The organism is Aestuariirhabdus sp. LZHN29 (assembly GCF_049985285.1).
Taxonomy (GTDB): Bacteria; Pseudomonadota; Gammaproteobacteria; order Pseudomonadales; family Aestuariirhabdaceae; genus Aestuariirhabdus.
In genome coordinates, this window is the sequence record NZ_JBNIEU010000005.1 from 152,931 (window position 1) to 174,355 (window position 21,425).

Consider the following 21,425-nt stretch of genomic DNA (forward strand, 5'->3'; position numbering starts at 1 on the left):
CGCGAACATGATCCCCTCTATTCCTATAAGCCGTCGATTTCAGACAACTTACGCGCTCTACGTTGGTGTTTTTTTCCTCTACTTATTGCTGCCGTTAGTTGTTGTGATTCTTTTTTCCTTTAATGACAGTCTGTTTCCATCACTGCCCTGGAAAGGCGCAACTCTCGATTGGTACCTGGGGGCTCGTGAACCACGGCTCGGAATTTTTAATGATGGAGAGCTTCTCGGTGGTGTGTGGACCAGTATTATCGTGGCATCGGCGACAACTCTATTGAGCGTTGGCGTTGCGCTCTGTAATGCCTTTCTGTTCGAGCGAGAGCATTTTTTTGGGAAAAATTTCCTTTACGTGATGATGCTGGTTCCCCTGGTGATTCCCGGCGTTATTTTGGGCGTATCCATCCTGATATTCAGTAGCAGTGTTGCAAATCAACTGGATGATCTTTGGGGTATTGAAATAGAGGGTTTACGCCCGGGCTTGCTGCTGGTCGTATTAGGGCAGTTTGCGTTCATCACCACCATTTCAACCCTGGTGATCTCGGCCCGCTTGAGAAAGTTTGATCAGAGTCTGGAGGAGGCTGCGCTCAATCTCGGCGCCAGCCGTTTTACAGCCGTCGCTACCATTACACTGCCCTACCTTAAACCCGCGATCCTCGGTGCTGCCATAGTCAGTTTCTTAATGTCCTTCGAGAACTTTAATACGACACTGATGCTCGTTGGCTCCGACGCTCCCTTGACCATTGCGATGTTTGACCGCCTCAAGGAGGGTTCAACCCCGGTTATTAATGCGGTATCAACCCTCTTAATGCTGTTTTCTGGATTACTGGCCGCGGTCTCCATCTTTGTACAGCGCCCGCCTACGGGGAAAAATTAGGCGGACAGCGTCAATCAGTATTCCAGTGTTTTAGGAAGATGGGAAAGGCTGGGTAGCGTCAGGTGAGGCACCACTCCGAAACGATCAAATACGGTATCCGGGTTGCGTTGAACCCACGCCGTTTTCATACCGTAGCGAATTGCCCCTATGATATCGAAGGGGTTTGATGACACCAACCAGCAGTCTTTTGCGTCGCTACCACTGCACTGGGTAAAGTGGCGGTACACTTTAGGCGAGGGCTTGAAGGTTTTAACATCATCTACGCTAACGACACCCTTGAAATAGGGAAGCAGCCCCGCATGGCCTAGCACCCCGTTTACAGCGTCCGCGGTGCCGTTTGAGAACGCCCATAAGGGTAACCCCTGCTCTGCCAGTAGCTGCAGGGATGGAGCTGCATCTTCAAAAGCTGGAAGGGTTTGGTAACTGCCCAGAAGCTCGCTCCTTTGGTGATCGTTCAGCTCAAGAGAGAAGCGTTCGCAGCAGTAATCGAAGGCGTCTGCTGTGCAGCCAGCGAAGGTGTTGTAATCTTCCATGAGCCCGCGACGGAATGAATACTCAAGCTGTTTCTCTCGCCACAGGGTTGAGAACTCACCGGCCAACTCATCCAGAAACAGAGCAAGCTGGCGAGTAACCCCCGAAGTGTCAATAAGGGTGCCGTAAACGTCGAATGCAAAGGTGGTCATCGGAGGTGGCGATCCATTGAGTAACAGGAGTTAATTGTGCGTCGAGTGAGCGGTGCTGTCAAAATAGAGCGGCTATGACTGCACCGTGCCATCTTCGTTATACCACTGGGGCTCCACCTCCAGCAATACGCCAAAACGCTCCGCGACGCTTTGCTGAATCTCCTCAACCAGTTTTTTGAGCTGCCCGGCATCGGCGGAACCGCTGCTGGTAAGCACCAGAGCCTGTTTGTGATAGACGCCTACCTCGCCTCGATGGATGCCCTTTAATCCGGCATTATCAATCATCCACCCCGCAGCAAGCTTTCGCCCGGAATCGGTTTTAAAACTGACCAATTGTGGAAATTTGGCCTCAATAGCAGAGGCTTGCGCTTCGCTCACTATCGGGTTCTTAAAAAAGCTCCCCGCATTAGGTACTGTTGAGGGGTCGGGGAGTTTCGCCATCCGCAGCTGGCAAACGGCGTCTCTCACGCATTGCGGTGAGACTATTTCGGGGCGAGCCAGGATCTTTTTCAAACCACCGTACTCGAGCATTGGCGCTGCTTCGTATGAAAGGTTAAACGTGCAATCCAAAACCGCGAATCGACCGCGGTAAGCCCCTTTAAACAGGCTGTCACGGTAGCCGAAATTGCAATCGGCGCCGGACAGGGTTTCCACCTCACCGTTTTCGAGGTTAAGCGCATGCAACTGGAGCAGGTGGTCCTTAACCTCAACGCCATAGGCCCCTATGTTTTGTATGGGAGCTGCGCCGACCGTACCGGGAATCAGGGAGAGGTTTTCCAGCCCCCATAACCCTTTTGAAACTGTCGCCTGAACAAGGCTATCCCAGCTTTCTCCTGCGGCTGCCGTAACCTGCGTACCCAACGCACTCTCAACCAAGCTAACCCCTCGCAGGGCAATATGGACAACCAGTGCGTTGAGGTGTCGAGGCAACACTACATTACTGCCCTGCCCCAACAACACAAGTGGCAACCCTTGTTGGGAAGCATAAGTTGCCGCTTCATGTAACTCGTCGGTGGTTGTGACTTGGCAATAATGGCTGGCCGTTGAGGCCAGGCGCAGGGTGTTGTGTGCCCTTAGGCAAACCCGCTGCTGGATCATTGTGTGTCACGCAGCTTGTTTAACAGTCCCCGGGCAGCATCCTCAACGAGATCAACAACCTCCTCGAAGCCATTCTCACCACCGTAGTATGGGTCCGGGACCTCATGTCTATTGCATGAACCATAATTAAGAAATAGCTCCACCTTATTCCGGTGCTGCACCGGAGCCATCTGCTGCAGGGCGCGGAGGTTCTCGCCATCCATCGCCAACAGCAGATCATAGTGAAGAAAATCGGCTTCAATAACCTGCTGGGCGCGAATCGAGCTAAGATCGTAACCACGAGCCGATGCTGTGGCGATCGAGCGGCTGTCGGGTGGTTGTCCGATATGGTAAGCCGAGGTTCCGGCAGACTCGACCTCGATTTGCCCCTCCAGACCGGCCTCTTCAACCAGCCGCTGGAATACACCCTGGGCCGTCGGCGAGCGACAAATATTGCCAAGACAGACAAAGAGTACACGCTGCATCACTAGCGCCCCATCAGCAGGCGACGAACACGTTCAAGGTCTTCAGGCGTATCGATACCTGCGGGGGGAGTTACCGTAGCTTGCTCTACATGAATCCGGTCACCATGGTAAAGCACTCGTAGCTGCTCAAGGCACTCAATCGCTTCGAGAGGACTAGGCCCCCATTGCACAAAGCGATTCAGGAGCCCTACCCTGTAGGCATAAATGCCAATGTGCCTGTTGAAGCAAACACCTTCTGGCAGATCCTGTATATCGCCAGCAAAGGCATCTCGTGCCCAGGGCAGCGCCGCACGACTAAAATAGATCGCGTGAGAGCGGGCATCGAGCACGACCTTTACCGCGTTGGGATTAAAAAGCTCCCCGGCCTCATGGATAGGCTCACAGAGGGTCGCAACAGACGCTTCGGGGTCCCCTGCCAGATTGCTGGCGACCTGGTCGATGAGTGCAGGCGGGATAAGTGGTTCGTCGCCCTGTACGTTGACTATGATATGGGCTTCATCGAACCCAAGGGTTTCCGCTACCTGTTGCAGTCTATCGGTTCCGGACGGGTGCTCACTGGAGGTCATCACCACCTCAGCACCAAATGCTTTTGCGGTCGCTTCGATCTCAGGATGGTCCGTGGCAATTACCACTCGATCGGCGGAGCTGAGCGTTGCCTGCCGGTAAACCCGTTCAACCATGGTTTTACCGCCAATATCCGCCAGCGGCTTACCGGGCAGGCGGTTCGAGGCGTAGCGGGCCGGGATGACGACACTAAAACTCATCCCAACCGCTCATCAGTCGTCAGGGTGCGGGCTTCATTTTCCAGCATGACGGGAATGCCATCACGAACAGGAAAAGCGAGAGCATCATTTTTACACAGTAGCTCCTGCTTTTCCTTGTTGTATTGCAGATCGCTTTTACACAGCGGGCACGCGAGAATTTCGAGCAGTTTCTTATCCATCATTTTGTCCTCGTAGGGTCTCCAGCTGTTGCTTGAGGTGATCGAGCAACTCCGGTGGCAACATCGCACCTACCTGCAGGTACCAGTGATTAGGGGTGGCAAGGTGGCGGCATTTGACCGCATCTTTTTCGGTCATAACGACAGCGCCATTATACGCAATATCTGCCGCTCGATAAGTGTGGTGATCTGGAAACTCCCGGCTTTCACCCTGAATATCAAGGACTGCCAGGGTATCAAAGAAGCGCTGCGGGTTGCCGATTCCCGCCAACATAAGAAGGGGCTGGTGGGCCAAAGCCTCCCGCGCTTTGCCGGGCTCTATAACCTGGCCATCGAACAAATTTACCAGCGCAAGGGGGGCTAGCTGCATCCTACAGGCGTTTTCAACGCCGGGTAGATCCCCTCCCCCATTGATGACGACACGATCTACGCTGATCAACCTGCTGATGGGTTCGCGCAATGGCCCCGCGGGGATTAACCAGCCATTCCCCAGACCACGGACGCCATCCAGAACGGCCCACTCAATGGAGCGCCCTAGCCGGTAGTGCTGTAATCCATCGTCAGCGATAATCAGGTTAACGTCGGTGGCGGACAACAGGGCTTGGGCGGCCGCGCAGCGATCAGGATCAACAAATACCGGACAGTCGGTAGTCTGGGCAAGTAGCAGTGGTTCATCACCGCACTGGGCGGCATCGGAGTCAGGAGTCACCCTGAGGGGGTAGTGGGCACTATTGCCTCCATACCCTCGACTGATAATACCCGGGCGGTAGCCCCACTCTTTAAGTGATCGCACGAGAGCCTGCACCAGGGGGGTCTTGCCGGTGCCTCCCACGGTGATGTTACCGACGATGATCAGCGGCACAGGGGGCTGCCAAAGGGGACCCTTGCTGAGAAAACGGGCGCGCCTGCGCCTCGCAACCCAGCCCACTATCAGGCTCAAGGGCGCAAATAGCAGCGGCCAGCGCTGGCCGCCATACCAGGCGCGGCTCAGGCGCTCGCCAAAGCTCACTCTGGAGCGACCTCCATGGTGGTAATGGTGAGATGAACAAACCCGAGTTGACCGGCCGCATCCATTGCGGTGACAACCGCCTGATAAGGGGTCTTGCCGTCAGAGGTAATCACCAATGGCAGGCTGCTATCCCCTTTGGATTCTTTTGCCAACGCCGTCTGCAACGTTTTAGGATCGCTGTTCACCAGGGGCTTGCCATTGATGGCATAGCCACCCTCCTTACCGATGACGATCTCTACCTGCTGCCTGTGCTCGACCGCGGGTTTTCCGGTGGCTTCTGGCAGGTCAATACTCAGGTGCGTTTCCTTGGTAAACGTAGTGGACACCATAAAAAAGATCAGCAGCAGAAACACCACGTCAATCAGGGGTGTCAGGTTTACGCTGACCTCCTCCGTCTTTTGACGTCGAAACATCATCGCTTAGACGCTCCCTTGGTCTCTACTTCACGTTCGCCATGAAGCACCTCTACCAACTTGGTAGCCTCTTGCTCCATGGTTACCACGAGTTCTTCCACCCGACGCACAAAATAGCGATGAAAAATAACTGCGGGAATCGCCACAGTTAAGCCAGCGGCCGTGGTGATCAGTGCTTCGGAGATGCCGCCAGCAAGAACGCCGGTATTGCCTGTCCCTTCAAGCATGATGGCCGAAAATACCTTGATCATGCCGATGACGGTGCCGAGCAGCCCCAGCAAGGGAGCGACCGCAGCGACGGTACCAAGGGCGGTCAGGTAACGTTCCATTTCGTGAATTACCCGGGCAGCACTTTCCTGAATACTCTCCTTCATTACCTCGCGGCCATGCTTGGAGTTACTCAGACCCGCCGCCAGGATCTCTCCAAGCGGAGAACTGGCCTTCAACTCCCGTAGCTTCTTCGCATCCAGCTGATTGCTTTTGATCCATTTCCAGACCAGGGCAAGGGTGTATTTAGGGGCGATGCGTGAATTACGCAACGTCCAAAAACGTTCAGCGCAAACAGCCGCTGCAAATATGGAACACAATATGATTGGCAGCATTAACCAGCCGCCAGACTTTACCAACTCGAACACAGGAAGCTCCCCCAATAGACTGGCCACACTCTATCACAACAATCTGCTGCGCCGAATACCCTCTCACCACCAATAACGGCGCTTTGAGAGCCTGTACTCGCTTTGTAATACCAAGCCCCCATTCCCTTCCTGCACGAAGGTCAGGGTGCCGCTGTCAGCGGTGTTGAGTAGATGGGACCCCAGCGCCCGATAGCGACGGCTAACGGCAGGATGGGGGTGGCCGAAGCGATTACGGTAACCGGCTGAAATAACCGCGTAATAGGGTCTTATGGTCTTTATAAAGGGCCAGGACGATGAGCTTGCGCTGCCATGATGGGGAACCTGCAACAGGCTGACCCTCTCCAATAGCGGAGCCATATCCGGGATCCGGGGGGCAGACAGCGACAATGAGCGTTCCACATCCTGTCCGATATCTCCGGTCAGTAGAATTTTAACATCAGCGCTTTCAATCAAAAGCACGCAGGAGCCATCGTTGCCTGATAGATACGGAGCCCCTCCCCAGAGCATGGAAAACTTTACAGAATCCCACTCCCATTGTTGACCATTGTGACAGGGTTTTAATCTCGCCAACTCCATCTGTGAGGATTTCCCACCGCCCAATATGCGTCCCACATTCATCCCCTCAACCACATGCCTTGCCCCGCCCATGTGGTCGATGTTCTCGTGACTGATAACCATTGTGTCGAGATAACTACGCCCCTGGTCACGGAAAAATGGCAATACAACCGCGTTGCCCCCACTGAACCTCGGGTTAAAAGAGACCCCGGTATCAAAAAGAAGAGCATGATTGGGGGTTTGCACAACGACGGATAACCCCTGGCCTACATCGAGGAGATCGACCCTGAGCCGCGGGCGATGAATCTGATAACCCAGCAGAGAGAGGCAAAGCAGGCATACCAGTAACGGCCTGAGCCGCAAGGCTGCAGGCAGCAGTAGCAAAAACACAGCCACTGCGCCAAGTAGCAGAAGGCTGAACGGCAGCGCAGGCAGCAACGTATCACTGGTGCCGTGCCCTCCTGCTTCGATCAGCCACCACAGGGCAGCCAATGGAAAGCGGAGGGTCTCCATAGCAAGCCACGATAGACCGGGCAGAGCCAAAACCAACAACAACGTGAAGACCAGGGCTGGCACGATCAGGAGGCCCACCAAGGGGATTGCGACCAGATTGACCAGCGGTGACAAAGGGTTCCACTCCCCTGCCAGCTGTATACCCACCAGTGCTACAACCAGAAATACGCCAAGCTGGGTACTAAGCGCCCCTCTCAGCCCACCGGATCGGTTGGTTCTGTTCACTATCATTAACATCAGCGCTGCAACCGTCAAAAACGAGTACCAGAACCCTGCGCTGATGGGTGCCAGCGGGTCGACAAGCAGCACCAGTACCAACGCCGAATACAGCACGGTGCCAGGGGAAGGCTTGAAACCCAGCGTCATGCAAGCCAGTGGCACGAACAGCATGGTAACGGCCCGTTGGGCGGGTAGTTGGAAGCCGGTAATTGAGGCGTAAACGATCGCGAACCCAAGTGCTGCGACAGCAGAGATAGAATAGAACGGTAGTTGCTCACCCAAGCCAAGCCGCTGAATGACTACACGGCACAACAAAAAACCGATACCTGCGAAAAGAGTAATATGCAAACCCGAAACCACCATCAAGTGGATTGTTCCGCTGCGTCGAAGGGCGTTCCATTGATCATCGCTAAATCCGCTACTGTCGCCCAGCAACAGTGCCTGCGCGGTCGATAGGTAGGACTCGGGCACGACTAAGGGTAATGCGTCTTGTAAGCGTGTGCGCAGCTGCGCAAAAGAGGCTCCAGCAGCCTTTGCCAGGCGGACGGGTGTGTCATCGTCGCGGACATACCCACGGGCATCGATTCCCTGCCGAAGAAGATGACCGGAGTAATCAAACGCCCCCGGGCTTGCAAAGCCCCGAATCGGCTTAAGAGTGACGTTAAAGCGCCAGCGCTCGCCCGCCTGGGGATTCTGCGTAGGGAAATACCAGGCTAGCTGAATGCTCCGAATACGATCCAGATCGAGCTCTTGTGACGGGTTCAGGTGATGGATGTTTGAAAGCACCAGGCGTAAGGCATCGGTGCCCCTCAACACCGCCGAATCCACCCGCGCCTCTAGCACAACCTCCTTGTTCAGTAGTGAGGGTGGGGCCCGGTGATCCAGGGAGTCATAACCCCGGTAGAGCCCATATAGCGAACCGAGTAGGAACAGTAACGCCATCTGTACCCAGACTGACAGACAGCCAACCGCTAATACAACCAGTAACATCAGAAGCGCCAAAATCAGCCAGAGCGAAAGCCCCAGTCCTAAGTCGGGGCAAAATAATGGCGCGGCGATCCCGACGGCGAATGCAATCATCCTTGTTTGCATCCCTAGAGAACCTAATTAATTACAGGCATAATGTTGATCTTCCAGCGAAGCTGTCACTATTGTTTATATGCCACGTAAACTGATAAAACGGTATCTCCCAGACCCCCGAACTATCAAGGGGAACCGTTACCTTAGTTTTCTTGGGCATCGCATTCACGATCCTAACCTGTGGCACCTGAATCGACGATCGGCTGCGGCTGCTTTTCTTGTAGGCATTTTCTGCGCCTTCCTGCCGATCCCTTTCCAGATGGTTTTAGCCGCGACCCTGGCAGTTGTTATCCGCTGCAATCTTCCGCTTTCAGTAGCCCTGGTCTGGATTACCAACCCCGTGACCATGCCCGGGATTTTTTACTTTACTTACAAGGTGGGGTGCTACTTACTTGACACCCCTATCCGCAACATTCCCTTTGAGATGACACCCCAGTGGCTTGAAGCGGAGCTGGGTGCTATCTGGGAGCCCCTGTTGGCGGGATCGATTTTGACCGGGGCCGTAATGGGATCATTCTGTTATTTTATGATTCGTTTTTACTGGCGCTGGTCGGTTGGGCGAAGCTGGCGCGCGCGGCAATTACGCCGCAGCCGCGAACCCGACACAAAGGAGTAACGCAGTTAATGAATCGCAGAAATTTTTCGAAGCGCCCGCCAAAGCAGCAGGCTAAAGGCACTCTTAAGCAGATAGAGACCGATGGGCCACACAGCGAATGGCTGGGTATGCCGGATTACTTCATTCACACGCTGACGGTCGATGACGAGCAATACAGCTATCTCAGTGCCGCCGAAGTACTCGACGTCAAAGTGGGGGACATCGTGGTTTTCCGCTTCCAGGTTGTGGGCGACAGCAACCGCATTGATAAGCGATCACTGGGACTGTGGATAGACCCCGCTACCTATAACAACTAAGCAACCTGCGTAGCCGCCCCACTGCTCTTTGGGATGCAGGCTACAATACGCCGATTGAGCGCCCGAACGCACTGGGTCAAGCGTAACTTCACCCTAGACGAGCTGCAGAAAACCATCGTTCAATTGGTAGGTTTTGTCCATACTTCGTGCCAGTTCGACATCATGGGTAACCATGACAAATGCGGTCTGTAGCTGCGAACTGAGCTCCTGAATCAAATCATGAACCTGCTGTGCGGTACGTTGATCCAGGTTCCCGGTTGGTTCATCCAGCAACACAACGGCGGGCTCGGTTACCAGAGCCCGGGCAATAGCGACACGCTGCCGTTCGCCGCCGGAGAGCTCCGATGGTTTGTGGCTAAGGCGCTGGGCCAAACCCACTCTTTCCAGCAGCACCTGAGCCTTGCCGCTCGCTTCTGAAACGGACGTCCCCTTGCGCAGCAAAAGCGGCATGGCGACGTTTTCCAGCGCGCTAAACTCTGCGAGCAGATGGTGAAATTGGTACACAAACCCCATACTACGATTTCGCAACGCTGCCTTGGCACTATCGGAGAGCTGGTGCAGCACCTGCCCCTGGATCTGGACGGCTCCACTTGTCGGTGCGTCCAGCCCCGCCAACAGGTTGAGCAGCGTACTCTTACCGGAACCAGAGGAGCCAATAATCGAAATCCGCTCCCCTGCCCACAGCTTCAGGTTTACACCATTGAGCACACAGAGGCGCTGGGGGCCCTGCTGATACTCTTTTACCAGGTTCAGGCATTCAAGCACTGGGACGCTATCACTCATAACGCAGTGCCTCTGCGGGTTCGGTTTTTGATGCTCTATAAGCTGGATACAAAGTGGCCAGGAAGCTCATGCCAAGACCGGCGCTCGCTACCATCCCCACATCGGACCACTCCAGTTTTGAAGGTAGGTAGCTGATAAAGTAGACATCCGAACTCAGGAAGTGAGTGCCTAATAAACTTTCAAGCGCACTGACCAGCTCGGGTACGTTAGGTGCCAGGATCACACCCAGTAATACCCCCAGCAGTGTCCCAAAAATACCGATGACTGCCCCCTGAACCATAAAGATTCCCATAATAGTGTTGGAAGTTGCTCCAAACGTCCTCAGAATCGCGATATCCGCCTGTTTGTCTGTAACCACCATGACCAGGGTGGCGACGATATTAAACGCCGCTACGGCGATAATCAGGGTGAGTAGCAACCCCACCATGGTTTTTTCCATTTTGATCGCCTGAAACAGGCTGCCATGAGTCCGGGTCCAGTCGCGTACGTAATAACGTCCGGGTAGCGTATTGGCAACATCCCAGGCAATACGCGGAGCCTTAAACAGATTGTCGGTTAACAGGCGGATACCCTCAACGCCCCCCGTCATACGCTTTAAGCGCGCGGCATCGTCGATGTGGATCATGGCAAGGTTACTGTCGAGCTCTGCACCAACAGAGAACGTTGCTACCATGGTGAACCGCTTCAACCGTGGGAACACTCCCGCAGGGCTTGTGGTGGCTTCGGGTAATACGAGCGTAACCTTGTCGCCTTTGGACAGGCCGAGCTGACGAGCCAAAATATCACCAAGAATGATCCCGAATTCGCCGCTTTGAAGCAGGTCCAACGAGCCATCCTTGATGTGGCTCTCTACAATGGAGACCTGTTTTTCGTACTCCGGCTCAACTCCATAGATCAGAGCACCTTTTACACGCCCTCCTGCACTGAGCATCCCCTGGTTGTTAATGAAGGGGGCGGCCTTGAGAACCCCATCCTGTTGTTCAATTTCACCGATCAGGGGGGCCCAGTCTTCGATCACACCATAGGCGGCACTTATCGTGGCATGGGGCACCATGCCAAGGATTCGTTGCTTTAGCTCTCGGTCAAAGCCATTCATTACTGATAGAACAACAATCAAAACCATCACCCCCAGTGTTAATCCGGTCATGGAGGTAAGAGAGATAAAGGAGATAAAATGGTTCCGGCGTTTAGCTCGCGTGTAGCGCAAGCCAACAAACAGGGGTAAGGGTTTAAACATCCAGTGGGATCCGGCTCACGCCTTTAATTTGAGAAGCTAAAATACTAAAGTAAGTTGGGTTGCTTGCATAGGCTAGGCTGAGGACACAGAAAATGATTCAGGATGACCGGCGTAATTTTTTTCGTATCACCGACAAGGTAGCCTTGGAGTATCAGCTAATTGATAAGCCGCTGCACCCCAAAGAGAGTGGATTCCCCTTTCAACACACCGGTGAAGTATTCTCTCTAGCCAGTGAAATTCAGTCCATAGAGACCGAGTCACAGCATATACTGCGGGCGATCCATGAGGAAAATCGATTGGTCTCCCAATATCTGAAAAGTATTGATAAGCGTATCCACCTGCTAGGTCGTATGGTTTCAGCGATCGGCTTTAACAGCGCAAACCCGGACCTGGTAGAAGCTGATCTCAGTGAAGGGGGCATCTCCATTATTACCGATAGCAAGCTGGCTCCTGATCAGTACCTCGCCCTAAAGTTAACGCTTTTCCCCTCCTATGCAGGCATTATGGCGTCTGGGCGACTTCTCGATAGCATTAAGGTCGACGGTTTTTATCGCCATAGTATTATCTTCGAAGAGATCACCGAACCCGACCGACAGCTGTTGGCGAGACACATCATTCAGTATCAATCTCTCCTACGTCGTCATCAGAGCGGTCAATCTAAACAGGATTAAAAATGAAAAAGCATCTACTTCTGGGCGTTGCGCTCTTAATAACCCCCACTGTTAACGCGGAAGAGATTCGCGTCATGGTTGGTCAACAAAACCCGGAGCAAGCTCAACTAGATCGCCCCCAGTTTGGAGCCACTATGGTGCAGGTCGAGGAGCGATATGGCGCCCCGATGAATCAAAAAACCATTGGCACCCCTCCTATTACCACCTGGAGCTATGAACGCTTCAGCGTCTATTTCGAAGGTGACAGGGTTCTGCGCAGCGTACTGCATAAGAAACCGTCCAGCAGTAACTAAAGACCCGGCACAGCGCCGTCATTATGCTCAGCGGACTCTGGCACCGTCAGGCCCGCCACCCCCCTTAGCGAGGTTGACGCTTTTGGAGCGCGCCCAACAGGGTTAGAGAGCGTTCCAGATGTGCTGTTATTCGTTGCCACAAGCACTAAAACAAAAAAGGCCGGCAATGCCGACCTTTTTACCCATTCGCCAGTTTAAAAGAGGCGATTTAAGCCGTCCAGCGCAGCGACTCGATAGGTCTCCGCCATGGTAGGGTAGTTAAAAGTGGTGTTGACGAAGTAGCGAAGCGTATTGCCTTCGCCCGGTTGGTTCATAATAGCCTGGCCGATATGGATAATTTCTGCAGCCTGGTCACCAAAGCAATGGATACCCAGTATCTCGAGGGTATCGATATGGAACAGGATCTTTAGCATACCCACTGGTTCATGGGATATCTGCGCCCTTGCCATCGCACTAAAATAGGCTCGGCCTATCTCATAAGGAACCTTGGCGTCAGTTAACTCTTTTTCGGTTTTTCCTAACGAACTGATCTCTGGAATGGTGTAGATTCCGGTCGGAACATCGTCGACAAAGCGCCACTCATCATTACTGCTTGCGTTACCAGAGGCTGAACGTCCCTGATCGAACGCTGCGCTGGCAAGACTGGGCCACCCGATCACATCCCCTGCGGCGTACACCGACTCTATATCGGTTTGATAGTTACGGTTAACTTCGAGCTGGCCACGGGAATTCGCCTGAAGGCCAATGTTCTCGAGACCGAGCCCCTGTGTATTGCCGGATCGGCCATTAGCCCACAGCAAAGCGTCGCCCTTGACCTTTTTCCCGGAGCGCAGATGCATAATTACACCATCGTCCGATGCCTCTACCTTGGAGTACTCCTCATCGTGACGCACCATGACGCCGATGTTGCGCAGGTGGTAACTTAGCGCGTCGGAGATTTCGGTATCCAAAAACGACAGTAGTTTATCCCGGGTATCAATCAGGTCAACTTTCACGCCCAAGCCGCTAAAAATAGACGCATATTCACAACCGATAACGCCAGCGCCATAGATGATCAAGCGACGGGGCGTGTGCTTAAGCTTAAGAATCGTGTCGCTGTCGTACACTCGACTGTGATTAAAATCGATATCCGCTGGACGATAAGGGTGTGACCCGGTGGCGATAACCACCTTTTCTGCCTGCAAGCGCTCGACACTTCCATTGCGCTCAATCACTTCGATGGTGTTGTTGTCTACAAAGCTCCCGCGCCCAAAATAGATATCGACTCTATTGCGTGCGTAATAGCTGGTACGCGACTCTACTTGCTTACTAATCACCTTCTCTGCGCTTCGCAGCACATTAGGAAAGCTAAACCAGCGAGGCTCCCCTATCTCACGAAACATTGGATTGGTATTAAATGAGATGATTTGTTTGACAGAATTACGTAAGGCTTTGGACGGAATAGTACCAAGGTGGGTGCAATTGCCCCCCAGTTTAGGGGCCATTTCAATAACCGCTACCTTTTGTCCGAGCTTTACGGCATTGATCGCCGCACCCTCGCCTGCAGGGCCAGAGCCCAGTACCACAACATCGTAATTCTTAACACTCATCCGGGAACTCCCTGGTCAAATAGTCGAACCTATCCGCGGTCGCGGATGCATTCCAGCGACCGGTCTGTTACTTCGTTAGATATTATTTTTCGGTGGCGTCGTAGAAACTATCTTTGCTTACACCGTCTGCGGCACCTTCATCTGCCTGGGATTCTTCGCATTTATCAGGATTACCGCCGCAAATCGAACACTCTGAGTCGATGCCAACAGCGCCGAGGCCACCACAGGATCCTTTGATCGGCTTATTGGCGAAGATTACACCCAGGGACATTGCGGCGACTATCACCAACAGTCCAACAAAAGTAAGAAGAAATACCGTCATAATGTGTTACCTCATTCGGGCTTACTCAGCACGTACTGGTCGAAACCGGGAGTACTGGTAAAGAGAAATTCGTTTTCGCTCTTTTCGATAAATAGAGCAGAAATATTTTCTTTAAGGGCGACCTTCATCCCTTCTTGCGGGCCCAACGCCATAAACATGGTCGCTAACCCATCGGCCAGTGCAGTCGAATCGTCGACCACCGTCACCGACACCAATTTATGATCAATCGGATACCCGCTACGTGGGTCAATCGTGTGGGAGTAGCGCTTGCCGTCCACCTCGAAATAGTTCCGATAATCGCCAGAGGTCGCAATGCCCTGATTTTCTGCACTAATAACAAAAGAGGCGGTGCGCTCATCAACGGTGGGTTTTTCTACCCCAATCCGCCAGCTGGCTCCGTTAGGTTTGGTGCCTTTCATTCGCACCTCACCCCCCACTTCTACCAGATAGCTCGCGATACCGAGGGCTTCGATCTCTGCCGCTACCCTGTCTACGCCATAGCCCTTGGCGATTGACGACAGGTCTACAAAAAGGGCCCGCTGTTTGATTAGCACACTGCTATCAGCATCAACGTTCAAATATTGATAACCGACATTCTGTCGAGCGTCTGTGATCTCGCTAACACTCGGTTTTTTGATGGGTCGCTTGTCTGGACCAAAGCCCCACAGGTTGACCAAAGGGCCTACTGTGACATCAAAGGCACCATCGCTTATACGAGCTAAGTAATGGCTAACCTGGATTAATTCTATCAGGTCTGCAGATACCTCAAAGCGACTCTCTGCGGGTAAAACATTGAACTGCATCAGTTCGGAATCGGAACGATAGGTCGACATACGTCGGTCCACGTCCCCAAGAGCCTGTTCGGTAACCTTACGGACTGCAGGCTCGTCGATATTGGAGAGCGCAACATACTTTACGTGGTATGTCGTGCCCATGGTGAGGCCATCGAACCCATATAACTCAGGCTCCTCCTCAAAAGAACAACCCGCGATAACCAGCTGCGTGAACAGCATAAAGATTAATGCGGGTATCCTCAGCTCCTTCGACGAAATAGCTTGTCGAGGGGCCTTAACCAGCAGCGAAGCCGCCGATGCAGTTCTATATAGCGGACTAACCACCAAAGTCATCGAGCAAGATATTTTCAGGCTCTACACCCATATCTTCCAGCATTTTGATAACTGCGGCGTTCATCATTGGCGGACCACACATGTAATACTCACAATCTTCCGGAGCGGCGTGATCCTTCAGGTAGTTATCATGCAAAACGTTGTGGATAAAGCCAGTATAGCCTTCCCAGTTATCCTCAGGCTGGGGATCGGAGAGCGCAACATTAAACGTAAAGTTGCTATTCTCCTCGGCAAGTTTTGCGAATTCGTCGTAGTAGAACATCTCGCGCAAGCTTCGTGCACCGTACCAGAAAGTGATCTTGCGATCGCTGTTGAGGCGCTTGAGCTGGTCGAAGATATGCGAGCGCATAGGCGCCATACCAGCACCACCACCGACAAATACCATTTCGTTATCAGTATCCTTGGCAAAAAACTCACCAAAGGGACCGTACACATCAATTTTGTCGCCGGGTTTCAGATTGAACACATAAGAAGACATGATTCCTGGCGGGAAGTCCGTGCCTGGAGGCGGCGAAGCGATACGGATATTGAACTTAACAATACCCTTCTCTTCTGGATAGTTCGCCATAGAGTATGCGCGAATCGTATCTTCGGTCACCTTGGACTTGTACTGCCAGATATTGAACTTATCCCAATCCGGATGGTACTCCTTCTCGATATCAAAGTTCTTGTAGTCGACCTCGTGAGGAGGACACTCAAGCTGAACATAACCTCCGGCACGAAAATCCACGTTTTCGCCTTCAGGCAGTTCGAGAACCAACTCCTTGATAAAGGTTGCAACGTTATGGTTGGAGCGTACGGTGCACTCCCACTTCTTAACGCCAAACACCTCCTCCTCGACCTCGATCTTCATGTCCTGCTTAACAGGAACCTGGCACGAAAGACGCCAGCCTTCGGCAGCTTCACGCTTGGTAAAGTGGGTTTCCTCGGTCGGGAGCATGGAGCCCCCTCCAGCCAGAACCTTGCACTTACACTGCGCGCAGGTACCGCCTCCACCACAGGCCGATGACAGGAAGATGCCCTGCCCCGCCAGAGTTTGTAGCAACTTATCGCCACCAGGGGCTTGGATGGACTTTTCAGGGTCCTCGTTGATGTCGATCGTAACGTCACCCGAGCTGACCAGTTTTGAGCGGGCTACCAAAATTACCGCTACCAGTGACAGCACCACTGCGGTAAACATGGCTACGCCGATTGTGATTACACCCATTTCAGACATAGTTTATAACCTGTTTTTTAGAGTTGGATGCCAGAGAAAGACATGAAGCCGAGTGACATCAGACCAACGGTCAGGAAGGTGATTCCCAAGCCGCGCAGTCCATCAGGAACGTCACTGTATTTCATCTTCTCGCGAATACCCGCCAGCGCAGCGATGGCTAACGCCCATCCCAGGCCAGCACCCATGCCGTACACCGTACTCTCAGCCAGGTTGTAATCACGCTCTACCATAAACAGAGAACCGGCCATAATGGCGCAGTTAACGGTAATCAGCGGCAGGAATACACCCAGGGCGTTGTAGAGCGCCGGCACATACTTGTCCAGCACCATCTCCAGGATCTGTACGATGGCAGCGATAACACCGATGTAGCTCAGCAGCCCGAGGAAGCTGAGATCAACATCGGGCAATCCCGCCCAAGCCAGCGCACCATCTTTTAGCAAGTAGGTATAGATCAGGTTGTTAACTGGCGTTGTAATGGTCAACACCACAATGACGGCTACACCAAGACCAATAGCGGTTTCGACTTTCTTGGAGATCGCCAGGAATGTACACATTCCCAGGAAGAAGGCCAACGCCATGTTTTCAATGAATATCGCCTTAACGAAAAGGCTTAAGTAATATTCCAGCATGATTACGCGGCCTCCGTAGCTTTACTGTTAGATGTGATCGTGAAGTCTGCCTTCTCAACCTGCTCTGTTTTCCAGCAACGCAGAGCCCAGATCAAGAGCGCGATAATGAAAAATGCGCTTGGCGGCAACAACAACATTCCGTTGGGTAGATACCAGCCACCGTCGTTCACGGCAGGGAATATAGTGACACCAAATAGCTTGCCGGCCCCGAAGAGCTCACGAATAAAGGCCATTGCCAGCAACACGATGCTGTAGCCCAAACCGTTACCGATACCATCGAAGAAGCTAATCAGCGGTGGGTTCTTCATGGCGAACGCTTCCGCACGCCCCATCACGATACAGTTTGTGATGATCAATCCCACAAACACCGATAGCTGCTTGCTGATCTCGTAAGCAAAGGCCTTCAGGGTCTGATCCACCACGATAACCAGCGATGCGATTACCGTCATCTGGCAAATAATACGGATGCTGTTAGGCATCTGGGAGCGGATGATCGACACGAACAGGTTGGAGAAACCGGTTACTGCGATTACCGCCAGACACATCACCACGGTCACCTGCAGGCTACTGGTAACTGCCAGTGCCGAACAGATTCCGAGGATCTGCAACCCTATTGGGTTATTAGCGAAAACGGGGTTCAGTAGAACCTCTTTTATCGTTGGAGTGGACATATCAAGCCTCCCCTGCTCTTAGGTTGGCAAGGAACTGGCCGAAACCGTTCTCACCCAACCAAAATTTAACCAGATTCTCAACGCCGCGAGTGGTAAGGGTCGCACCGGCCAGGCTATCGATCTGGTGATCGTAATCCGGGCTGTTGCGATCAGCACCTGTTTTCGGAAACTGCAACTTGAAGTTGAAGTCGTTGTCGAACACCTTTTTCCCAGGCCAGATACCAGTCCATTTCGGGTTATCGACCTCACCACCCAATCCAGGAGTTTCGCCCTGGTCGTAGAAGCCAAAACCTACGATGGTGCGAGTATCACCTTCAAGCGCAAGGAAACCGTACATGGTCGACCAGAGGCCGTAACCATGGACCGGTAAAATCACCTTCTCTATCTGGCCGTTATTTTCAACCAGGTAAACCGTCGCAAAGTCTGCGCGGCGCTTGATACTCGCGATATCCACGGCGCCATCAAGGGCTATGGATGTACTCCCATCCTTTGCTGCCGACCGCTGATCATAGCTGGCAGCGGAGACTTCATCGGTGAATTTACCACTGCGCAGATCAACTACTTTTTGAGTAACTGTCTGGAAGGTTTCACTCACAGCTTCAGGCTGGAAAGGGATGGCAGCAATCTTAAGGATCGACTCCTGCTTGGCCAGCAGCTTGTTCTTCTCCTGAAGCGGCTTCAGGAAAACGGCTGCACTGGCTACTACTACTGCGCACACGAGGCACAGCAGTACGGTAACCGTAATCGTTTTCTGGATTGTGTCGTTATTAGCTGACATTCGTACGAGCCTCCCGACGTTTGATATTAGCCTGCACCACAAAGTGATCAATCAGCGGTGCGAACAGGTTCGCGAATAGAATCGCTAGCATCATGCCCTCAGGGAAGGCAGGGTTTACGACACGAATCAGCACCACCATGACACCGATAAGTGCACCGAAAACCAGCTTGCCTGTATCTGTCATCGCTGCTGACACAGGGTCTGTCGCCATGAAATACATACCAAAGGCAAATCCACCAAGAACCAGGTGCCAATGCCACGGCAAAGCAAACAGCGGATTGGTGTCTGAGCCAACAGCGTTAAACAACACGGAGGTAGCAAACATACCGATCATTACACCGGCAACGATTCTCCAGGACGCAACACCCATGGCCATCAACACCACACCACCGATAGTCAGTGCAATGAAAGAGGTCTCGCCGATGGAACCTTGAATGTTTCCAACCGCCGCATCCCACCAGGTAATACCGTTAGCAAGGATGGCTTCAACGCCACCGCTGGCAGCGAGACTCAAGGCTGTAGCGCCACTAAACCCATCGACGGCGGTCCAGACAGCGTCACCCGAAATCTGTGCGGGATAGGCAAAGAAGAGAAACGCACGACCGGCAAGGGCGGGGTTCATGAAGTTTTTGCCCGTACCACCAAAGACCTCTTTGGCGATCACTACGCCGAAAGAGATACCCAACGCAGCCTGCCAAAGTGGCAGTGTGGGAGGTACGATCAGGGCGAACAGGATAGAGGTAACGAAGAAGCCTTCGTTGACTTCGTGACCGCGCACCATGGCAAACAAAACTTCCCAAAAACCACCGACGATAAACACTGTCATGTAGATAGGCAGGAAGTAAGCTGCCCCATGAATCGTGTTATCCCAGACGCTGGTCGGGTCGTAGCTTGCAAATAGGCCAATCAGCAGCCCGCGCCAGCCCTCGGCACTTTCAACGCCGAGGATCTGCATCGCTTCGTTTGCTTGCAGGCCAACGTTGTACATGCCGTAGAACATGGCTGGAAAAACGCAGAACCAGACGGTGATCATAACCCGCTTGAGGTCTATACCATCGCGTACATGGGCACTGCTTTTTGTTACGGATGATGGAGAGTAAAAAAGAGTGTCCGCCGCTTCATAGAGGGCATACCACTTCTCATACTTGCCACCTTTCTCAAAACTTGGCTCGATTTTATCGAGAAACGCTCGCAAACCCATTGATCAGCCCTCGACAAAGATACGGTTAAGGTTGTCACGCAGAATGGGGCCGTACTCGTACTTACCCACGCAAACGTATGTGCACAATGCCAGGTCATCCTCGTCAAGCTCCAGGCAACCCAGCTTCTGCGCAACATCGGTATCACCGACGATCAGCGCCCGAAGCAGTTGAGTTGGGAGGACATCAAGAGGCATCACCTTCTCGTAGTTACCGATTGGCACCATTGCCCGCTCACTGCCATTGGAGTTGGTGGTGAACGGCAAACTCAGGGTGCTGGAGAGCTTGGACAGATAGATCCCCATCACTGAGTGTTTCTGGGCACCCGGAGATAACCAGCCGAACAACTCGCGATGATTGCCCTCAAGCAACACCGATACCTGGTTGTGGTAGCGGCCCAGATAAGCCAGCCCGCCGTGAGCTGTGCGCCCACCAAAGACCGATCCGGAAACAACACGATTATTACCTTCAACCTGTTCGCCTGCAGCGAGCTGATCGAGGCTAGCGCCAATGCGAGTACGAACCAGACGAGGATTACTGGCCTGGGGGCCTGCAATCGAAACCACGCGATCGGTAAACAGCGTACCGCTGGTAAACAGCTTGGCGATGGCAATTACATCCTGGTAACCCAGAGTCCACACTGTTTTGTTGGCCCCTACGGGGTCCAGATGATGGATATGGGTGCCTGCAAGACCCGCAGGGTGAGGACCGGAAAACTCTTCTGATTGTGCAGGGCCAGATGGGATATTGGCCCCCGGGGCCTTACACAAATAAACTTTGGAGGCAAGACGCGACAGCAGTGTCAGGCCCTGTTCAAAAGCCTCGGCGTGTTCAGCAATAACCACTTGGGGGTCAGCCGCCAATGGATTGGTATCCATCGCCGTTACAAATATTGAGCTTGGACGGCTACCGGGTGCAGGAACCCGCGAGTATGGCCGGGTCCTAAGTGCTGTCCATAAGCCTGACTCAATCAGGTTTTTTTCAACCTGCTCACCGCTTAGACCAGCCAGCTCACTTGCACTGTAGCTGGCAAAGGATTCTGCATCCTCCGCCTCTGCATCGACATCGATAACCACGGAGAGCAGTACTCGCTTCTCACCACGGTTAATAGCAGACACGACCCCTCCGGCCGGTGCAGTATACTGCACACCGGGAGTCTTTTTATCTGAGAACAGTACTTGACCTAGTTTGACACGATCCCCGACTGCAACGGCCATGCTTGGCTTCATACCCACATAGTCAGGACCAAGCACGGCTACGCTGGTTATTGCGCTGCCCTGCTCAATACTCTGCTTTGGAGTACCCGTTATCGGTAGATCCAGGCCCCGTTTGATATTGATCATACGTCTCGCCTATTTCTGGTTAAAATTCGGTAGGCTGGCTTTACTGGTGTATCTAGACACAACGTCGATAAGTGGCGCTCCAGCGGTGGGAACGCGCCTGAGCTAGATAGAGCATTGGCCATCGAGGCTCAAGGCTCTTCGACATTGGTTTGTTGATACGACACCCAGCAGGCCT

At 53.1% G+C, this 21,425-nt stretch carries 25 protein-coding genes; 5 read left to right on the plus strand and 20 right to left on the minus strand.

Annotated features, from left to right (window positions below; genetic code table 11):
• Nucleotides 1–7: 7 nt before the first annotated feature.
• Nucleotides 8–871 (plus strand): ABC transporter permease, encoded by an 864-nt coding sequence (locus tag ACP3PW_RS16450; protein WP_426417826.1) that lies wholly within the window; start codon nt 8–10, stop codon nt 869–871.
• A 14-nt stretch (nt 872–885) separates the two neighbouring features.
• On the opposite strand, the gene ACP3PW_RS16455 is transcribed toward ACP3PW_RS16450, so the two are convergent.
• The 9 genes from ACP3PW_RS16455 to ACP3PW_RS16495 all read right to left on the minus strand — a co-directional run bounded on the left by ACP3PW_RS16455 (nt 886) and on the right by ACP3PW_RS16495 (nt 8,480).
• Nucleotides 886–1,554, minus strand: a complete 669-nt coding sequence (locus tag ACP3PW_RS16455; protein ID WP_426417827.1) for a haloacid dehalogenase type II — start codon at nt 1,552–1,554, stop codon at nt 886–888.
• Between the two features lie 72 nt (nt 1,555–1,626).
• Nucleotides 1,627–2,652, minus strand: a complete 1,026-nt coding sequence (gene murB, locus ACP3PW_RS16460; protein WP_426417828.1) for a UDP-N-acetylmuramate dehydrogenase — start codon at nt 2,650–2,652, stop codon at nt 1,627–1,629.
• A complete protein-coding gene (locus tag ACP3PW_RS16465; protein ID WP_426417895.1) occupies nt 2,649–3,116 on the minus strand; it encodes a low molecular weight protein-tyrosine-phosphatase in 468 nt (155 codons plus the stop codon). The genes murB and ACP3PW_RS16465 overlap by 4 nt, the downstream gene beginning before the upstream one ends.
• Nucleotides 3,117–3,118: 2 nt before the next feature.
• Complete coding sequence (kdsB, locus tag ACP3PW_RS16470; RefSeq protein WP_426417829.1) at nt 3,119–3,880, minus strand: 3-deoxy-manno-octulosonate cytidylyltransferase; 762 nt, start codon at nt 3,878–3,880, stop codon at nt 3,119–3,121.
• A complete protein-coding gene (locus tag ACP3PW_RS16475) occupies nt 3,877–4,059 on the minus strand; it encodes a Trm112 family protein (RefSeq protein ID WP_426417896.1) in 183 nt (60 codons plus the stop codon). The genes kdsB and ACP3PW_RS16475 overlap by 4 nt, the downstream gene beginning before the upstream one ends.
• A complete protein-coding gene (gene lpxK / locus ACP3PW_RS16480) occupies nt 4,052–5,065 on the minus strand; it encodes a tetraacyldisaccharide 4'-kinase (RefSeq protein ID WP_426417830.1) in 1,014 nt (337 codons plus the stop codon). Before lpxK ends, ACP3PW_RS16475 begins: the two co-directional genes overlap by 8 nt.
• Entirely contained in the window at nt 5,062–5,481 is a 420-nt protein-coding gene (locus ACP3PW_RS16485) for an ExbD/TolR family protein (protein ID WP_426417831.1), read from the minus strand. Before ACP3PW_RS16485 ends, lpxK begins: the two co-directional genes overlap by 4 nt.
• Nucleotides 5,478–6,113, minus strand: coding sequence for a MotA/TolQ/ExbB proton channel family protein (locus ACP3PW_RS16490; protein ID WP_426417832.1), 636 nt, complete (start codon nt 6,111–6,113; stop codon nt 5,478–5,480). The genes ACP3PW_RS16485 and ACP3PW_RS16490 overlap by 4 nt, the downstream gene beginning before the upstream one ends.
• 63 nt (nt 6,114–6,176) lie before the next feature.
• Nucleotides 6,177–8,480, minus strand: a complete 2,304-nt coding sequence (locus ACP3PW_RS16495) for a DNA internalization-related competence protein ComEC/Rec2 (RefSeq protein WP_426417833.1) — start codon at nt 8,478–8,480, stop codon at nt 6,177–6,179.
• 79 nt (nt 8,481–8,559) lie between these two features.
• Between ACP3PW_RS16495 and ACP3PW_RS16500 the strand changes: the two genes are divergently transcribed.
• A complete protein-coding gene (locus ACP3PW_RS16500) occupies nt 8,560–9,096 on the plus strand; it encodes a DUF2062 domain-containing protein (RefSeq protein WP_426417834.1) in 537 nt (178 codons plus the stop codon).
• Nucleotides 9,097–9,104: 8 nt separating this feature from the next.
• Nucleotides 9,105–9,392, plus strand: coding sequence for a hypothetical protein (locus ACP3PW_RS16505; protein ID WP_426417835.1), 288 nt, complete (start codon nt 9,105–9,107; stop codon nt 9,390–9,392).
• Between the two features lie 93 nt (nt 9,393–9,485).
• On the opposite strand, the gene lolD is transcribed toward ACP3PW_RS16505, so the two are convergent.
• Nucleotides 9,486–10,175: a lipoprotein-releasing ABC transporter ATP-binding protein LolD gene (gene lolD, locus ACP3PW_RS16510; protein WP_426417836.1), complete on the minus strand. Its 690-nt coding sequence runs from the start codon at nt 10,173–10,175 to the stop codon at nt 9,486–9,488.
• The gene (locus ACP3PW_RS16515) at nt 10,168–11,412 is read right to left on the minus strand and encodes a lipoprotein-releasing ABC transporter permease subunit (RefSeq protein WP_426417837.1); all 1,245 of its coding nucleotides are present in this window, start codon (nt 11,410–11,412) and stop codon (nt 10,168–10,170) included. The genes lolD and ACP3PW_RS16515 overlap by 8 nt, the downstream gene beginning before the upstream one ends.
• Nucleotides 11,413–11,504: 92 nt before the next feature.
• Here ACP3PW_RS16515 and ACP3PW_RS16520 point away from each other — a divergent pair, with 92 nt between their 5' ends.
• Nucleotides 11,505–12,083, plus strand: a complete 579-nt coding sequence (locus tag ACP3PW_RS16520) for a PilZ domain-containing protein (RefSeq protein ID WP_426417838.1) — start codon at nt 11,505–11,507, stop codon at nt 12,081–12,083.
• 2 nt (nt 12,084–12,085) lie between these two features.
• The gene (locus ACP3PW_RS16525; RefSeq protein WP_426417839.1) at nt 12,086–12,376 is read left to right on the plus strand and encodes a hypothetical protein; all 291 of its coding nucleotides are present in this window, start codon (nt 12,086–12,088) and stop codon (nt 12,374–12,376) included.
• 194 nt (nt 12,377–12,570) lie between these two features.
• Here the strand turns inward: ACP3PW_RS16525 and sthA are convergent, their stop codons facing one another.
• The 9 genes from sthA to ACP3PW_RS16570 all read right to left on the minus strand — a co-directional run bounded on the left by sthA (nt 12,571) and on the right by ACP3PW_RS16570 (nt 21,250).
• On the minus strand, nt 12,571–13,965 hold the full coding sequence (sthA, locus tag ACP3PW_RS16530) for a Si-specific NAD(P)(+) transhydrogenase (protein WP_426417840.1): 1,395 nt from the start codon (nt 13,963–13,965) through the stop codon (nt 12,571–12,573).
• A gap of 82 nt (nt 13,966–14,047) precedes the next feature.
• Nucleotides 14,048–14,287, minus strand: a complete 240-nt coding sequence (gene nqrM, locus ACP3PW_RS16535; protein ID WP_426417841.1) for a (Na+)-NQR maturation NqrM — start codon at nt 14,285–14,287, stop codon at nt 14,048–14,050.
• Nucleotides 14,288–14,298: 11 nt separating this feature from the next.
• On the minus strand, nt 14,299–15,300 hold the full coding sequence (locus tag ACP3PW_RS16540; RefSeq protein ID WP_426417842.1) for an FAD:protein FMN transferase: 1,002 nt from the start codon (nt 15,298–15,300) through the stop codon (nt 14,299–14,301).
• 97 nt (nt 15,301–15,397) lie between these two features.
• Complete coding sequence (nqrF, locus tag ACP3PW_RS16545; RefSeq protein ID WP_426417843.1) at nt 15,398–16,630, minus strand: NADH:ubiquinone reductase (Na(+)-transporting) subunit F; 1,233 nt, start codon at nt 16,628–16,630, stop codon at nt 15,398–15,400.
• 17 nt (nt 16,631–16,647) lie between these two features.
• The gene (gene nqrE / locus ACP3PW_RS16550) at nt 16,648–17,259 is read right to left on the minus strand and encodes an NADH:ubiquinone reductase (Na(+)-transporting) subunit E (RefSeq protein ID WP_426417844.1); all 612 of its coding nucleotides are present in this window, start codon (nt 17,257–17,259) and stop codon (nt 16,648–16,650) included.
• Between the two features lie 2 nt (nt 17,260–17,261).
• Nucleotides 17,262–17,930, minus strand: a complete 669-nt coding sequence (locus tag ACP3PW_RS16555) for an NADH:ubiquinone reductase (Na(+)-transporting) subunit D (RefSeq protein ID WP_426417845.1) — start codon at nt 17,928–17,930, stop codon at nt 17,262–17,264.
• A gap of 1 nt (nt 17,931) precedes the next feature.
• On the minus strand, nt 17,932–18,708 hold the full coding sequence (locus tag ACP3PW_RS16560) for a Na(+)-translocating NADH-quinone reductase subunit C (RefSeq protein WP_426417846.1): 777 nt from the start codon (nt 18,706–18,708) through the stop codon (nt 17,932–17,934).
• Nucleotides 18,698–19,909 carry an NADH:ubiquinone reductase (Na(+)-transporting) subunit B gene (locus ACP3PW_RS16565; RefSeq protein WP_426417847.1) on the minus strand — a complete coding sequence of 404 codons (1,212 nt, stop codon included), beginning with the start codon at nt 19,907–19,909 and terminating at the stop codon, nt 18,698–18,700. The genes ACP3PW_RS16560 and ACP3PW_RS16565 overlap by 11 nt, the downstream gene beginning before the upstream one ends.
• 3 nt (nt 19,910–19,912) lie before the next feature.
• The gene (locus ACP3PW_RS16570; RefSeq protein WP_426417848.1) at nt 19,913–21,250 is read right to left on the minus strand and encodes a Na(+)-translocating NADH-quinone reductase subunit A; all 1,338 of its coding nucleotides are present in this window, start codon (nt 21,248–21,250) and stop codon (nt 19,913–19,915) included.
• Nucleotides 21,251–21,425: the final 175 nt, after the last annotated feature.

Excerpts from the sequence above, each read along its gene's own strand:
- ACP3PW_RS16450 (WP_426417826.1), top strand. The coding sequence starts at position 8 with ATGATCCCCTCTATTCCTATAAGCCGTCGATTTCAGACAACTTACGCG.
- ACP3PW_RS16455 (WP_426417827.1), bottom strand. The coding sequence starts at position 1,554 with ATGACCACCTTTGCATTCGACGTTTACGGCACCCTTATTGACACTTCG.
- murB (WP_426417828.1), bottom strand. The coding sequence starts at position 2,652 with ATGATCCAGCAGCGGGTTTGCCTAAGGGCACACAACACCCTGCGCCTG.
- ACP3PW_RS16465 (WP_426417895.1), bottom strand. The coding sequence starts at position 3,116 with ATGCAGCGTGTACTCTTTGTCTGTCTTGGCAATATTTGTCGCTCGCCG.
- kdsB (WP_426417829.1), bottom strand. The coding sequence starts at position 3,880 with ATGAGTTTTAGTGTCGTCATCCCGGCCCGCTACGCCTCGAACCGCCTG.
- ACP3PW_RS16475 (WP_426417896.1), bottom strand. The coding sequence starts at position 4,059 with ATGGATAAGAAACTGCTCGAAATTCTCGCGTGCCCGCTGTGTAAAAGC.
- ACP3PW_RS16485 (WP_426417831.1), bottom strand. The coding sequence starts at position 5,481 with ATGATGTTTCGACGTCAAAAGACGGAGGAGGTCAGCGTAAACCTGACA.
- ACP3PW_RS16495 (WP_426417833.1), bottom strand. The coding sequence starts at position 8,480 with ATGATTGCATTCGCCGTCGGGATCGCCGCGCCATTATTTTGCCCCGAC.
- ACP3PW_RS16500 (WP_426417834.1), top strand. The coding sequence starts at position 8,560 with ATGCCACGTAAACTGATAAAACGGTATCTCCCAGACCCCCGAACTATC.
- ACP3PW_RS16505 (WP_426417835.1), top strand. The coding sequence starts at position 9,105 with ATGAATCGCAGAAATTTTTCGAAGCGCCCGCCAAAGCAGCAGGCTAAA.
- lolD (WP_426417836.1), bottom strand. The coding sequence starts at position 10,175 with ATGAGTGATAGCGTCCCAGTGCTTGAATGCCTGAACCTGGTAAAAGAG.
- ACP3PW_RS16515 (WP_426417837.1), bottom strand. The coding sequence starts at position 11,412 with ATGTTTAAACCCTTACCCCTGTTTGTTGGCTTGCGCTACACGCGAGCT.
- ACP3PW_RS16520 (WP_426417838.1), top strand. The coding sequence starts at position 11,505 with ATGATTCAGGATGACCGGCGTAATTTTTTTCGTATCACCGACAAGGTA.
- ACP3PW_RS16525 (WP_426417839.1), top strand. The coding sequence starts at position 12,086 with ATGAAAAAGCATCTACTTCTGGGCGTTGCGCTCTTAATAACCCCCACT.
- sthA (WP_426417840.1), bottom strand. The coding sequence starts at position 13,965 with ATGAGTGTTAAGAATTACGATGTTGTGGTACTGGGCTCTGGCCCTGCA.
- nqrM (WP_426417841.1), bottom strand. The coding sequence starts at position 14,287 with ATGACGGTATTTCTTCTTACTTTTGTTGGACTGTTGGTGATAGTCGCC.
- ACP3PW_RS16540 (WP_426417842.1), bottom strand. The coding sequence starts at position 15,300 with ATGCTGTTCACGCAGCTGGTTATCGCGGGTTGTTCTTTTGAGGAGGAG.
- nqrF (WP_426417843.1), bottom strand. The coding sequence starts at position 16,630 with ATGTCTGAAATGGGTGTAATCACAATCGGCGTAGCCATGTTTACCGCA.
- nqrE (WP_426417844.1), bottom strand. The coding sequence starts at position 17,259 with ATGCTGGAATATTACTTAAGCCTTTTCGTTAAGGCGATATTCATTGAA.
- ACP3PW_RS16555 (WP_426417845.1), bottom strand. The coding sequence starts at position 17,930 with ATGTCCACTCCAACGATAAAAGAGGTTCTACTGAACCCCGTTTTCGCT.
- ACP3PW_RS16560 (WP_426417846.1), bottom strand. The coding sequence starts at position 18,708 with ATGTCAGCTAATAACGACACAATCCAGAAAACGATTACGGTTACCGTA.
- ACP3PW_RS16565 (WP_426417847.1), bottom strand. The coding sequence starts at position 19,909 with ATGGGTTTGCGAGCGTTTCTCGATAAAATCGAGCCAAGTTTTGAGAAA.
- ACP3PW_RS16570 (WP_426417848.1), bottom strand. The coding sequence starts at position 21,250 with ATGATCAATATCAAACGGGGCCTGGATCTACCGATAACGGGTACTCCA.